The following is a 14,716-nucleotide window of genomic DNA, read 5'->3' as shown; positions in this document are numbered from 1 at the left end:
TTAGAACGGGATCTCGTCGTCGTCGATACCGCCGGATGCAGGTGCCGGAGCGCTGGACGAGCCACTGTAGGGATCGCCATACCCACCTCCGGCCTGGCCGCCACCGTAACCGCCCGACTGGCCGCCGCCGTAGCCACCACCGCCGCCTTCACCGCGGGCATCCAGCATGACCAGGGTCGAACCGAACCCTTGCAGGACAACCTCGGTCGAATAACGATCCTGGCCCGACTGATCCTGCCATTTGCGGGTCTGCAGCTGACCTTCTACATAGATCTTCGAGCCCTTGCGTAAATATTGCTCGGCTACGCGAACCAGACCTTCGTTGAAGATTGCGACCGAGTGCCATTCGGTCCGTTCGCGGCGTTCGCCGGTGTTTCTGTCTTTCCAGGTTTCCGAGGTCGCAATACGCAGGTTGCAGACCTTACCGCCGTTCTGAAATGTCCGTACCTCGGGGTCTCGGCCCAGATTTCCGACCAGAATGACCTTATTGACTGAACCCGCCATGTATTCCCTCGTTCTTTTTTGACTGGAGCGCGCCCGAATCTGACGCTGTGTTCTGTTGCCGACCCTATACGGCCTGCGTCGTGGTTAAAACACGGTTGATGAAGCAACGGAAACCGGGAAATTTTTAGTCCTCTCTTAACCAAGCTTTCATTTCTGGGCGTAATACATATAATCCGTCGAGTTAAAGAGCGAGCGGGACAGGCTTTAATGCGTTTTCTGGTTGGTGGTATTGCAGCGTTGGTTTTGGGTGCGACGTCAGGAGCGGTTGCGGCCGAAACCCTGTCTTCCAAGAGCCGCAAGGCAATTTTCCTGAAGCAAGCCAAGGTGTTGGATAGCCGTGCCGCCAGCCAGTACCGTGATTCCGAGCGTCTGAAACCGAAAACCGAACACGGCACTTTTTCAAAGCGATACACCGGGAACTATAAGGGGCAGTATCTGGAGCATGCGCGAAAAGTCGCGCGCCAGCACAACGTGCCCGAAGAGCTGTTCTTGCGCCTCGTTCAGCAGGAAAGCGGTTGGAACCCCCATGCCAAGTCACACAAAGGTGCATTGGGCTTGGCACAATTGATGCCACAGACCGCGCGGGTGCTGGGCGTTAACCCGCATGATCCAATCCAGAATCTTGAAGGCGGAGCGCGGTATCTGTCTTGGCAGTACCGCAAGTTCAAATCGTGGCGTCTTGCTTTGGCCGCGTATAACGCGGGCCCCGAAGCGGTAGAGCGACACGGCGGTGTCCCACCTTATGCCGAAACGCAGAATTACGTGAAAGTAATCTGGGGCGGATAAAACCGAGACGGAAAAAGAGAAAAAGGCTGGCATATCGCCAGCCTTTTCTCGTTGTTTTGGCCTTGGTTACTCGGCCGCGATTTTTATGACCGGCTCCATACGGGCCAGAATGTCTTCGGCGAGGTGGCATTTGACCTGATGCCCATCCACAAGCGTTTGAACCGGTGGTACATGCGACTCGCACCGTCCGTCTGGCACTTCGGATTTCCAGCGGCAACGTGTCTGGAACGGGCATCCCGGTGGCGGGTTCATGGCCGATGGAATATCGCCCTCAAGAACGATGTGCTGTTTCTCGACCGAGGTATCGGCGATGGGTACAGCGCTCAGCAACGCCTCGGTATATGGGTGATAGGGCGGGCTGAACACCTGATCAGTGGTCCCCAGTTCAACCACATGACCCAGATACATGACCATAACCCGATCGCTGAGATAACGAACGATGGACAGATCATGGCTGATAAACAGCAAAGTGGTTTTGTGTTCCCGCTGGATTTCCATCAACAGGTCGGTCACGGCAGCCTGAACTGAAACATCCAGCGCCGACACTGGCTCGTCCGCCACAACGATGCGGGCGTCGCCCGCAAAGGCGCGTGCAATACCCACACGCTGCTTTTGACCACCTGACAGCTGGCGCGGCATCCGATCAGCAAAGGCGCGCGGCAGCTTCACCAGATCCAGTAGTTCCAGCATCCGCTTTTTGCGCTCGGCTTCTGAATTGCCGATGCCGAAGATTTCCAGTGCCCGGATGATCTGACGGCCAACGGTCATAGAGGGGTTCAGCGTGTCGAACGGGTTCTGGAACACCATCTGCACTTCGCCTACCGTCTTGGCGTCCCGTTCTTCAATTGGCACGTCCTCGATATTGCGGTTATCCAAAAGGATTTGGCCGTCCGTGGCCGTTTCAAGCCCCATCAGAACCTTGGCGAAGGTGGACTTGCCGCACCCGGACTCACCCACAATAGCCAGCGTTTCAGATTCATGGGCTTCGAAACTCAGCGTCTCGTTAGCTTTGACAACTTTCTTCTCGCCGCCGCCAAACAGAGCGTTCGCCGCAACCTCATAGTATTTCTTGAGGTTGTCCATCTTCAGAACCGTCCGGCCAATCTCGCCTTTTTCCTTCTGGTCCGCGAGCGTAATCGGGGCGTTCCAGTCGATTTCCTGGAACTTGAGGCAGCGCGTGTGGTGCCGGTCGTTGCCTGGAACGGCCTGCATCAGGATGTCCTGCGAGTCACAGCGCCCCTCTTCGAAGTAGTCGCAGCGGGGTCCAAAGTTACACCCCGGCGGGCGTTCGTGGGGCAGAGGGAAGTTCCCTGGAATGGCCACCAGAGGGCGCGAGTTCTTGTCAGCGCCCGGCAGCGGGATCGAGCGGAACAGCGCCTGTGTATAGGGGTGCTGCATCTCGTCGAACACGTCGTGGATCGAACCGCGTTCCACCGCTTCGCCCGAATACATCACGCATAGCCGGTCGCAGGTTTCCAGAACCAGACCCAGATTGTGGGAGATGAACAGCATCGACGTGCCGTATTTCTTGCCCAGGTCTCTGACCAGTTCGACCACGGCGGCTTCGACGGTCACGTCCAGCGCGGTTGTCGGCTCGTCAAGGATCAGTAGTGCCGGCTTAGACATCAATGCCATCGCGATCACGATCCGCTGCTGCTGACCACCTGACAATTGGTGCGGAAAGCTGTTCAGCATCCGCTCAGGGTCGGGCAGGCGCACATCGGTCACCACTTCCAGAGCACGGGCATAGGCCTCGTCCTGACTGACGCCTTCGTGGATCATCGGCACTTCCATCAGCTGCTTGCCGATCTTCATCGCCGGGTTCAACGAAGCCATCGGCTCCTGATAAATCATCGCGATTTCGTTGCCGCGGATGTCGCGCAGCTCCTCGGAGCTCATCTCGGCCAGATCTCGACCCTTGAACTTGATCGTGCCGCCCACAACCCGACCGTTCTTGCCAAGGTCCTGCATTACACCCAGTGCAACGGTCGACTTCCCGCATCCGGATTCACCAACCAGCCCAACGGCTTCGCCGGGTTGCACGCTGACGGAAAAATCCATCACGGCGGGGATTTCCCGCAGGCGGGTGAAAAAAGAGATCGACAGCTTATCGATCTCAAGGATCGGGCCGTCATATTCCGCCATTTTGCTCATCTTGTTCTCCCTGTCGGCGCAAAGAAAAGGATCCCTTTTCATTTGGCCAAATATATCTCGGGGGTCGGGGGGCTGGCCCCCCGACCTCGATCACATCAGTCCTTCAAACTTTCCTCGCGCAGGCCGTCGGCCAACAGGTTCAGACCCAGAACCAGAGACAACAAGGCAAAGGCAGGCGGAAGGGCAGGGTGCAGGTAGATCGACAGAAGCTTGCGCCCTTCGTTAATCGTCGAACCCCAATCCGGGCTTTCCGGAGGAAGACCCAAGCCAAAGAAACCCAAGGTTCCCAGAAGGATGGTGGTGTAACCGATCCGCAAACAGAAATCGACGATCAGAGGACCACGAGCGTTGGGCAGGATTTCCCACAGCATGATGTACCATGGGCCCTCACCACGGGTTTGGGCCGCAGCCACGTAGTCGCGTGTTTTGATGTCTAGCGCCAGACCGCGCACGATGCGGAACACCGTGGGTGAGTTGACGAAGACCACCGAGACAAAGACCACGAGAATGCCACCGGGGATATCGAACAGATCCAGGTAGGTCGGCAGGCCCCAAATCCTGTAGTCATCGGTGTCGATAATATACCCGCCGCTCGAGATCAGCGATAGGTACAACCAGATCGCCACTCCCAATACCCCAATCAGCAGCGGCGTGCGGAAGTTCGGTCGCGTGTAGTAGCGTGAATTCAGTAGAACACCGATGAAGAGGATCGGAAAGACGAACAGCACAGCAGCCATGTAGTTCGGCACACCCGTGGCCACGATCTCTGGTGTCACCAGCAGGTAGAACAGCAGAATAACCGGGAAGGCCAGGATCAGGTTGGCAAGGAAGGACAGGAAGGTGTCCAAACGACCACCATAATATCCTGCGGGCAAGCCCAGCGTGATACCGACCATGAAGGCAAACAGCGTTGCAAGCGGGGCAATCTGCACCACGATCCAAGCGCCTTTCACCATCCGGCTAAAGACGTCACGGGCAAGATTGTCACCCCCCAGAAGATACCAGGCAAACTCGCCATCTTTCGGGCTTGGCAACGGTGTTCCAGGCAACTTGTTCTTCATGCCCGAGATTTGGGTCAGCGGATCATGGGTCACGATAAGATCAAGGGCTCCGAAAACGCCGGTAAAGACCCAGAACATGACAAGCCCGAACCCAATCATACCAATCGGGCTGTCATACAATTTGCCGTACAGACCCAGCCGTCGCTTGAAGGCTATAGACATGGCAAACATTATGATCAGCGACAACCAGACGGGCAGGAATTGCTGGGAAATCGCCCCAATGATGCCTGCGCCAGTGCCCATCACGATACCCAGGATCAGATAGGCCAACGCCAGTCCAACACAGGCCATGAAACTGAAGCGTAGGGCTAGGTTGGTCAACCCGCGGACACCGCCGCTGGCCGCAATCGATCCATCGGAATTGATAATGACCTGCTCTTCGGGCAGAAAAATGCTGCCGATGATCCAGATCAGGATGGACAGCAGCAGCGCCGCCAACGCAATCATCAGCAAGGGGTTGAGAAAGGCGATAGAGCCGGTCCAGCTAAGAGGTTCCATGTTCTATCTCCCTTACGAAATGCGGATGCGCGGGTTGAGGTAGACATAGCCGATATCCGAGATCAGCTGCGTCACCAGCACCACAAAGACCGACACGACCGAAATCGCCAGCAGCAGCTGGATGTCATTGTTGCCTGCCGCCTGCACCAGCGCCCAGCCAAAGCCCTTGTAGTTGAACAGGGTCTCGACGATGACCACACCATTCAGCAGCCATGGGAACTGCAGCATGATGACGGTGAAGGGCGCGATCAGCGCATTGCGAAGCGCGTGTTTCATGACGATGTTGGGGAACGAAACCCCTTTCAGACGCGCGGTCCGGATGTATTGAGCCGTCATGACCTCGGTCATCGAGGCTCGGGTCATCCGGGCGATATACCCCATCCCGTACAGTGCAATGGTCAGCACTGGCAGAAAGAAGTTCTCGAAGGTCGGATTGTCCATCGCTTGTGTCGCCGTGCCCTTGAACCATTTCAGGCCAACGGTCGAGGACGTGAAGATCGCGATAAAGATAACACCGGACACGTATTCAGGTGTCGCCGTCGTTATGATCGAAAACGTGGACAGCGAACGGTCCAGCGCTGATCCTTCGCGCATTCCGGCCAACACGCCCACCAGCAGAGCCGTGGGAACCATCAGAACCAGAACCCAGAACATCAGATACCCGGTGTTGCCTAGGCGTTTGCCGACAATACCGCCGACCTCATCCTTAAAGACTGATGAATAGCCCCAGTCGCCCTGCAGAACGCCGCAGTACTTGGGTGTGTTCTCGGGCGTCGAACCGGGTCTTGTGCAGGTTCCCACAACCTGGCCGTCGTCCAGTGTTTTCTGGAAGCCGGGCATCACACCCAGCCATTGGCCATATTTGATTAGGGTGGGTTGAAGGTAGCCGCGATTGCCCAGCCAGGTTTCGACCTGTTCGTCGGACATCCGCTGGTTGCCCTGCGTTTTGGCAAGCTTTTCGAGGTTCGGGTAGAGATTGGTCAGAAAAAAGACCACGAAAGTCAGACATAATGCTGTCAACAGCATGACGCCGAACCGTCGGAGGATGAATAGTCCCATGATGGCCCCTGTTGTTCGGGTGTTCCGCAGATCATTGGACCATTATCTGGCCTCGGACGTCCGACCCCGCGTCGGCAAGTCTGCGGCTGGAAAGGGGCGCCCGATACAGGCGCCCCTATGTGGTTTGAGCAGGTATTAAGCCGCCCAGCCCCACTTGTAGTGGTGGTGTTCGAAAGTCACGTGCATGTCGGTTCCGACAAGACCTTCTTTCATGTGACGGTACAGCGAACGCCAGTATGGCTGGATCGTAACCGCATCTTCCTGCAGCAGAGCTTCGCCACGGGCCATGACCTCGCGACGCTGGTCCGCGTCAGCGATGGCCAGGGCCTCGTCCAGGATGGCGTCGAACTCGGGGCTCGCGTAACCGAACTCGTTCCAGGCTTCACCCGAGCGATAGGCCAGCGCCCAAATCTGAACACCCAGCGGACGCGGGTTCCAGTTGGTCGAGCTGTACGGATACTTCGCCCAGTCGTTCCAGAACGTGTTGCCCGGCAGAACGGTCCGTTTCACGTTGATGCCCGCGTCGCGCAGCTGCGCGGCTACGGCATCGGTGGTGTTGCGGCGCCAGTCGTCGTCGATCGAGATGATCTCATGTTCGAAATCGCCGTAACCGGCTTCGTCCATCAGTGCTTTCGCGGCTGCCGGGTCGACTTTCTGCGGTGGCAGCTCGGCATATTCAGGATGCAACGGAGCAACATGGTGGTTTTCCGCAGGTGCGCCGCGACCGCCATAGCCCAGTTCCAGACAGATGGAATTGTCGACGGCCATCTGAAGCGCCTGGCGAACGCGCTTGTCCGCATAGGGCTGCTTGCCATCGATTTCGGCCAGCTGGTTGGTGCGGATAACGATAGTCGCCGCAGTCACCACTTCGGACTTCACGTAGCCGAGGCCGTCCATGACGTCGATGAATTCACCCACCGATTCATAGAGCATGTCGACTTCGTCGGATTCCAAAGCTGCCAGCCACGCCGACGGGTCCGTGCCGTAATCGATGTACTCGATGCGATCCAGAGCCGGGCGGCCAAAGACTTCATCACCCCACCAGGTGTGATTGTCGTTGCGTACGAGAACGGCCTTTACGCCGACCTCGAGCTCGTCAATCAGGTAGGGGCCGGTGCCCACATTGTTCAACAGGTCTGTTTCGCTGAACGAGCTGTGAACGATCGCACCCGGATAGTCGGCCATGCCTGGAATAAGCGTGATATCGGGCTTCGGCAGGTTCAGTTTAACCGTCGTCGCATCGACGACTTCGATTACACCATCACCGGCTTGTCCGGAATCTGCATCGATCAGCGTGGCGAAACGCCCTGCCATCGAGTTGGTCTCCGAGCTCTTGTCGCACCAACGGGCAATGTTGCGAGCCACGTCGTCGGCAGTGAAATCGTCACCATTGTTCCACTTGACGCCTGGACGAACCTTCAGCGTGTAAACAGTGGCGTCGTCGTTGACTTCCCATCCGTCCAGCAGCATGCCGCGGAACGATCCGTCCGAGTTGTACTCGACCAGATATTCCAGCGTGCCACGCGACACGTTGGCGATTTGCGACCAGTCATAGGTGCGCGGGTCTTTCAAGGCGCGAACTTCCTGCTGCACGCGCAGGACACCGCCTTCTTTCTTGGGCGCGTCTCCTGCTGCAAGAGCAGGGGTCGGCAGACCGATCAGGCCATACGCCGCGGCTGCAGTAACACCAAGGCTGGTTGCGCGGGTCAGGAACTCGCGGCGGCTTAGCTTGCCGTCGCGATACTCCTGGGCGTGCATCTCGGCCGCCCAGTGCACCTGATCTTCGGTGGATTGCTGATTACTCATGGATGTCTCCCTGTGACACTGTATTTTCGTTGATTACTTTTTGCGCTACGCGGCCCGGGCAGGGCCGGGGCATAGGGCTTTGGGCATTCTTTTTTGGATTCTGTACATCCCCATGGCATCATTCCGCACCAGTTTTGGGGCTAGGTCAATGTTCGAAATCGTCATTCGGAGTACAAAAGCGACATTCGTGCGAAAAGTCAGGCATGCACGGATTTACGAATTTGCACTGAATACGCCAGATAAACACTTCCTTGAAGATCGGAACGCTCCGGATGCATCCAAATTATAAGCTCATATTTTCATGGGGTTTTTAAAGGTTATAACCGATTGTGACATTCGAATCAGTATGCAGTGTCGATCCGATTCCAGTGTTTCATCCTCGCCCGAAACCATGTGCGCTGTCGTTTCGCGAATTGCCGGGTCGAAATCGTGGCCTTTTCTCGTGCTTGGTCCAGAGTCATCTGGCCCGCCAGATAGGCCATCAATTCGGGCACGCCAATGGCCTTACAAGCGGGCAGAACGGGGTCATACTTATCCCGCATTGCTGCCACTTCGTCCAATGCGCCAAGGGAAAGCATCTGGTCAAACCGACGGTTGATCCGGTCTTCAAGCCAGCTTTTGTCAACATCGAAAACGACCGGCACAGTGTTCGACAAAGCCAAAATCGGGGGCGGAGTGTCCTCTTGCCAAGCGGCAAGGGGGCGACCGGTTGCTGTCTGCACTTCCCATGCTCGTTGCACACGAGCCCGGTTATTGGCGTCCAAGCGTTTCAGAGTCTTGGCGTCTAATGCGTCGATCAGCGTCTGCAAGGACAATTGATCAGCTTGAAACCTGACCTCAGGCGGGGTGGCCGGAATATCGGCCATTCCTTCGGTCAGCGCAGTGAAATAAAGACCCGTTCCACCCACAATGATCGGGCGCGGGCCGTCTGACAGCAAAGGCGTGACCTCGCGGAGCCAATGGCCGGCAGAATAGGTTTGGTCAAAAGCGACGTGGCCGTACAGCTTGTGTGGTGCTCGAGTTTCATCCTCGGCTGATGGGCGCGCTGAAATGACCCGCCAGCAATCGTAGACCTGACTGGCATCGGCATTCACGATGATACCGCCATGACGTTCCGCGATTTGCAGGGCCAGTTCAGATTTACCCGATGCGGTCGGGCCCGCGATGAGCACAGGTATGTCGTCCGGAATTTCGGGCAGGCGGTCCAAAAGCCGTGTTGCTGAGGTGTCGGCCATGTGTGGTTGCCTTATTCCTTACCATCCGCATTGAACCTGCGCGGTTTTTGCTTCATTTTGCGCCGGAAAATAACCCCGTGCCAGCCCGGAGCGCAATATGAGCCTTTCCCAAACTACCAAGACCACCGAAAGCCCGAAGACTACATATAGCAGGGTCATGTTGAAGATCTCCGGCGAGGCGCTGATGGGCGACCAGGGATTCGGGCTGCACCCGCCGACCGTTCAACGGATCGCGCAAGAGGTCAAATCCGTACATGATCTGGGTGTCGAGATTTGCATGGTAATCGGCGGCGGCAACATCTTTCGCGGACTTTCGGGCTCGGCGCAGGGGATGGAAAGAACCACAGCCGATTACATGGGGATGCTCGCAACCGTCATGAACGCGCTTGGGATGCAGTCCGCTCTGGAAGAGGTCGGGGTCTTCACCCGGGTTATTTCGGCCATTCGCATGGATGAGGTGTGCGAACCTTATATTCGCCGCCGCGCTGTGCGCCACCTCGAGAAAAAGCGGGTTTGCATTTTCGCTGCCGGAACAGGCAACCCTTATTTCACAACCGATACGGCAGCGACCCTGCGCGCCAACGAGATGGCATGCGAGGCCATCTTCATGGGCAAGAACGGTGTAGACGGCATCTACGACAAGGACCCGAAAACAAACGCTGATGCTGTGCGCTACGACACGGTAAGCTATGACGATGTGCTGGCCAAGCGGCTACGGGTCATGGATGCGTCGGCCATTGCACTGGCCCGCGACAACAACCTGCCGCTGATCGTTTTTGGTCTGGACGAACCGGGCGGGTTCCGCGGCATCCTGGCGGGAGAGGGGACATATACCAAGGTTCAGGGCTAAACTGAATACACACAGGAATAGCGGGCCGGGTCAATTCCCCGGCCCGTTTTGCATTCGGCGCAATCCTCTTGATGAACTTGCTGCCGCGGTCCTTTCCAAACGTCGCTTTTTGGGCGAAATGTCGTTTTCGGTTAACATGATGTCTTGTCAGTCAAGCCTCTGCATTCCGCAATCCTGGATGTGAATTGTACCGAATAAGGGAAGGATGAGACTATGTCCGACAATACGGATACCGACTACGAAGTCGGTCAGGACAACGTCCAGATCATGGGTCTGGATGTCCATAATCCGGTCTTCGCCGTTTCGGGGCTTACCATCATTGCATTCGTGTTCTTCTCGCTCGTCTTTCGCGAGCAGGCGACCGAGTTCTTTGGGTGGCTTCGTCCGGCGCTGACCAGCAATTTTGACTGGGTGTTCATGATTGCAGCCAACATCTTTGTGGTGTTCTCACTGCTGCTGATCGTGACGCCCTATGGCTCGATCCGTCTGGGTGGCGACAATGCCAAACCGGATTACAGCTATGCAGGCTGGTTCTCGATGCTGTTCGCTGCAGGCATGGGCATCGGTCTGGTGTTCTGGGGTGTCGCCGAGCCGATCTCGCACTATGGATCGTCGTTGGGTGGCGTTGCAGTCGGCGAAGATGGCGTGCGTACCGACTGGGCCCCGCTGGGCGCTGGCCTGGAAGATCCCGAAGCATCCAAAAAACTGGCAATGGCGGCCACCATATTCCACTGGGGCATGCACCCTTGGGCTGTTTACGCTGTAGTGGCATTGGCGCTGGCATTCTTTAGCTTCAACCGCGGTCTTCCGCTGACCATGCGGTCTGTGTTCTACCCGCTCTTTGGTGAGGCCACATGGGGTCCGTTGGGCCATATCATCGACGTTCTCGCGGTGTTTGCGACGATCTTTGGCCTTGCAACATCACTGGGGCTGGGCGCGACGCAGGCGCTGGCTGGTCTGAACTACCTGTTCGGCGTACCGATATCAGACGGAATGAAAGTCCTGCTGATCGGCCTGATCACCGTCTTCGCGTTGATCTCGGTTGTGGCGGGTCTGGACAAGGGTGTTAAGCGTTTGTCCGAAGCGAACATGATCCTGGCGGCTGCATTGCTGTTGCTTGTTCTGATTGTGGGCCCGACGGTGGCGATCCTGACAGGGTTCTTCGACAGCATGATCGAGTATGTCATCGCACTGCCGGCTCTGTCGAACTGGGTTGGCCGCGAAGACACCAACTTCCTGCAAGGCTGGACCACCTTCTACTGGGCCTGGTGGATTTCCTGGTCGCCTTTCGTTGGCATGTTCATCGCCCGCATCTCGCGCGGTCGTACGGTGCGTGAATTCGTGACCTGTGTCATCCTGATTCCGACGGTGGTCGGGGCGCTGTGGATGAGCGTCTTTGGTGGCGCCGCACTGGATCAGGTTATGTCCGGTTCGGGCCAAGCCCTGTCGGATGCCGCGCTCGAACTGAAGATGTTCTCCATGTTCGAACAGTTTCCAATGACCTCGTTGCTGTCTTTCGTCGGCATCATTCTGGTTGTTGTGTTCTTTGTGACCAGCTCGGATTCGGGCTCGCTGGTAATCGATACGATTACGGCTGGCGGCAAGACCGACGCGCCAACGGCACAGCGGGTTTTCTGGTGCATTCTGGAAGGCGCAATCGCGGTTGTATTGTTGCTTGGCGGTGGCCTTGGCGCGCTTCAGGCAGCGGCCATTGCAACTGGGTTCCCGTTTGCAATCGTTCTTGTTCTGATGTGCGTTTCACTGTTCATCGGGCTTGCCAATGAACGGCGTCGCAGCTGACGATCCAAAAAAGCAATAAAATGGCAAAGGCCCCGGATTTCGTCCGGGGCCTTTTTTTGCACCGCCATCGCATCGAATGTTTGCGTGTTCCGGCCTGTTTCTAACGAATTGCAAAGCTCGACCCGGCTTGACGGGGCGGGAAGGGCGCTGCTTACTGCCGGCGAAAAAAACCGAAGGAAAGTATGGAGGTCGGAGCAATGAGCTCTCTGGATATTGATTTTGTGCGAGCCCAGTTCCCGGCTTTTTCCGAATCTAGTCTGCAAGGGCAGGCATTCTTCGAAAATGCTGGTGGATCATATACTTGCAAACCGGTTATCGACAGGTTGACCCGGTTTTACACCCAGCGAAAAGTGCAACCCTATGCCCCATACAAAGCCAGCCGTCTGGGCGGGCAGGAAATGGACGAGGCGCGCTCGCGGATGGCGGCGCTGCTTGGTGTGGACAGCGAAGAGCTGAGCTTTGGTCCGTCGACCACACAGAATACCTATGTATTGGCGCAGGCCTTCCGCCAATGGATGCAACCGGGCGATGCCATCGTCGTGACAAATCAGGATCATGAGGCGAATTCCGGCCCGTGGCGGCGTCTGGCCGATGACGGCATCGAGATTCGCGAATGGCAGGTTGATCCTGAGACAGGCAGCCTAAATCCGCTGGATCTTGAGAACCTGCTGGATGAACGGGTTCGGCTGGTGTGCTTTCCGCACTGCTCGAACGTAGTGGCCGAAATCAATCCTGTGACGCAGATCACCGCGATTGCCCATGCAGCCGGCGCATTTGTCTGTGTCGACGGTGTGTCCTACGCTCCGCACGGCTTTCCCAATGTTGGTGATTTGGGGCCCGATATCTACCTGTTCTCGGCTTATAAAACCTACGGTCCGCATCAGGGTTGCATGGTAATCCGGCGCGCATTGGGAGAGTTGTTGCCCAATCAGGCGCACTACTTCAACGCGGACGTTCTGTACAAGCGCTTCACGCCTGCTGGTCCGGATCATGCACAGATTGCGGCCAGTGCGGGGATGGCGGACTATATTGATCTGCTCAATGATCACCATGGCGGCCCCAAAGATGGCGCCGCCGCGCGTGGAGCTTTTGTTCACGACCTGATGCGCGCGCAGGAAGTTTCCTTGCTGCAACCGCTTTTGGATGCTGTCAAAGACCGAAATACACTGCGCCTAATAGGCCCTTCGGACGCTTCAAAGCGCGCGCCGACAGTTGCTCTGGCGTTGAATGGCCCCGCCGAACCAGTGGCAGCCGAATTGGAGAAATTCGGGATCATGGCTGGCGGTGGTGATTTTTATGCGGTTCGACCACTGACTGCGATGGGCGTTGATCCCGACCAGGGAGTATTGCGGCTAAGCTTTACACATTACACAAGCCAACAGGAAATCGATCAATTGTTAGAGGCGCTTGACCGCGTTTTGTGATCCAGTTTTCGCCCTGCCGCGTAAGTCAAAGGAAAAGGTGGGGCAAAAATGGCGGTCGATCAAACTCCGATAATTCTATGGTTCAGACGTGATCTGCGTCTGTCGGATCATCCGGCATTGGATGTCGCCGTTCGCTGTGGCCGACCTGTTCTGCCGGTTTTCATTTTGGATGATCACGCGCAGCGTCTGGGCAGTGCGCCGAAATGGCGACTGGGTTTGGGGCTCGAAGCTTTTGCCAAATCTCTTGCGCGCCGTGGTAGTCGCCTGATCCTGCGCCGAGGCGACCCGCTCGTGGTGTTGCGTGATCTGGTTGCAGAAACCGGCGCTGGCGCCGTTTACTGGTCGCGCGCCTATGATCCGTTGTCGATCGAGCGGGATAGGCGGGTCAAAACGAACTTGACTCAACAGGGTGTTCAAGCCCGGTCCTTTGCCGGTCATCTGTTGTTTGAACCCTGGCAGGTTGCCACAAAAGATGGGCAGCCTTTTCGGGTTTTCACACCTATGTGGCGTGCGGTCCAGTCCCGTGAGGTTTTGCCTCCATTACCATCTCCGTCCAAATTGATGGCCCCGTCTAGTTGGCCCGTGTCGGAGACATTGGACACATGGGATTTGTTCCGAGGCATGCAACGCGGCGGATCAATCGTTCGTCCTTTTGTCAGTCCCGGAGAGGAAGCGGCTCAGGACAAACTGGATCGGTTTCTGGATCATATCGGAACGTATTCCGAGCGGAGAGACAGGGTGGACGAAGACGGAACGTCGAACCTGTCGGAATACCTGTCTCTGGGCGAGATCAGTCCGAGGACAATCTGGCATGGAGTTCAAAGGGCCAGCGTTCTGGGCGCGCCCGGGACCGATGTGTATCTGCGACAGCTGGCGTGGCGCGAATTCGCCTACCACCTGATGTACAATTGGCCTCACATCCTGACCGACAACTGGAAGCAGGATTGGGACAGTTTTCCCTGGCAAACTGATCCCGACACCTCTGAAGTAAGGGCGTGGCGGCAGGCGCGTACCGGTGTGCCTTTGGTCGATGCAGGTTTGCGTCAAATGTACGTGACCGGGCGCATGCACAACCGGGCGCGCATGGTCGTGGCCAGTTTTCTGACAAAACATCTGATGACGCATTGGCGGATCGGGATGAACTGGTTCGCCGAATGCCTGACCGACTGGGACCCGGCCGCAAACGCGATGGGTTGGCAATGGGTGGCGGGATCGGGGCCCGATGCCGCTCCGTTTTTTCGGATTTTCAACCCTGAAACCCAGCGGAAACGGTTCGATCCGAACTCGGCCTACCTGCAGGCATGGATTGCCGAAGGTCAGAAAAACCCGCCGGACAGTGCCTTGGCCTATTTCGATGCTGTTCCTCGATCCTGGGGCATGAGCGCAACTGACAATTACCCTCAGCCAGTGGTTGATTTGGCCGAAGGTCGCAATCGGGCTCTGACCCTCTATCAATCGGCGAAAAACCAGTAAGGAACTGAAAACTTGCCAGAAACAAAATCCCGTCTTAGCCTAAATACAGGACCACAAAGGGGAGAG

At 56.9% G+C, this 14,716-nt stretch carries 11 protein-coding genes; 5 read left to right on the top strand and 6 right to left on the bottom strand.

Features of this window, described 5'->3' with window-relative positions; translation table 11 throughout:
* Positions 1-504: a single-stranded DNA-binding protein gene (ssb, locus tag AC2TCY_RS04685; protein WP_480845815.1), complete on the bottom strand. Its 504-nt coding sequence runs from the start codon at positions 502-504 to the stop codon at positions 1-3.
* Positions 505-711: 207 nt separating this feature from the next.
* Between ssb and AC2TCY_RS04680 the strand changes: the two genes are divergently transcribed.
* The gene (locus tag AC2TCY_RS04680; RefSeq protein ID WP_480845813.1) at positions 712-1,290 is read left to right on the top strand and encodes a lytic transglycosylase domain-containing protein; all 579 of its coding nucleotides are present in this window, start codon (positions 712-714) and stop codon (positions 1,288-1,290) included.
* Positions 1,291-1,356: 66 nt separating this feature from the next.
* Here AC2TCY_RS04680 and AC2TCY_RS04675 read toward each other — a convergent pair whose 3' ends face one another.
* The 5 genes from AC2TCY_RS04675 to miaA all read right to left on the bottom strand — a co-directional run bounded on the left by AC2TCY_RS04675 (position 1,357) and on the right by miaA (position 9,103).
* On the bottom strand, positions 1,357-3,444 hold the full coding sequence (locus AC2TCY_RS04675; RefSeq protein WP_480845812.1) for a dipeptide ABC transporter ATP-binding protein: 2,088 nt from the start codon (positions 3,442-3,444) through the stop codon (positions 1,357-1,359).
* Between the two features lie 95 nt (positions 3,445-3,539).
* Positions 3,540-5,003 (bottom strand): ABC transporter permease, encoded by a 1,464-nt coding sequence (locus tag AC2TCY_RS04670; protein WP_480845810.1) that lies wholly within the window; start codon positions 5,001-5,003, stop codon positions 3,540-3,542.
* Between the two features lie 12 nt (positions 5,004-5,015).
* Positions 5,016-6,062: an ABC transporter permease gene (locus AC2TCY_RS04665; protein WP_480845808.1), complete on the bottom strand. Its 1,047-nt coding sequence runs from the start codon at positions 6,060-6,062 to the stop codon at positions 5,016-5,018.
* 135 nt (positions 6,063-6,197) lie between these two features.
* A complete protein-coding gene (locus AC2TCY_RS04660) occupies positions 6,198-7,868 on the bottom strand; it encodes an ABC transporter substrate-binding protein (protein WP_480845807.1) in 1,671 nt (556 codons plus the stop codon).
* 341 nt (positions 7,869-8,209) lie between these two features.
* Positions 8,210-9,103 carry a tRNA (adenosine(37)-N6)-dimethylallyltransferase MiaA gene (gene miaA, locus AC2TCY_RS04655; protein WP_480845806.1) on the bottom strand — a complete coding sequence of 298 codons (894 nt, stop codon included), beginning with the start codon at positions 9,101-9,103 and terminating at the stop codon, positions 8,210-8,212.
* Between the two features lie 97 nt (positions 9,104-9,200).
* Between miaA and pyrH the strand changes: the two genes are divergently transcribed.
* From pyrH to AC2TCY_RS04635, 4 genes are all read left to right on the top strand, one after another.
* On the top strand, positions 9,201-9,953 hold the full coding sequence (pyrH, locus tag AC2TCY_RS04650; RefSeq protein ID WP_480845805.1) for a UMP kinase: 753 nt from the start codon (positions 9,201-9,203) through the stop codon (positions 9,951-9,953).
* 213 nt (positions 9,954-10,166) lie between these two features.
* Positions 10,167-11,753: a BCCT family transporter gene (locus AC2TCY_RS04645; RefSeq protein WP_480845804.1), complete on the top strand. Its 1,587-nt coding sequence runs from the start codon at positions 10,167-10,169 to the stop codon at positions 11,751-11,753.
* 197 nt (positions 11,754-11,950) lie between these two features.
* Complete coding sequence (locus AC2TCY_RS04640; protein ID WP_480845803.1) at positions 11,951-13,177, top strand: aminotransferase class V-fold PLP-dependent enzyme; 1,227 nt, start codon at positions 11,951-11,953, stop codon at positions 13,175-13,177.
* Between the two features lie 48 nt (positions 13,178-13,225).
* Positions 13,226-14,650, top strand: coding sequence for a cryptochrome/photolyase family protein (locus AC2TCY_RS04635; RefSeq protein WP_480845802.1), 1,425 nt, complete (start codon positions 13,226-13,228; stop codon positions 14,648-14,650).
* Positions 14,651-14,716 lie beyond the last annotated feature (66 nt).

The organism is Ruegeria sp. HKCCD7181, from assembly GCF_057221055.1.
The sequence above is the reverse complement of the archived record's forward strand: the minus strand, read 5'-3'. Positions and strand labels throughout refer to the sequence as shown.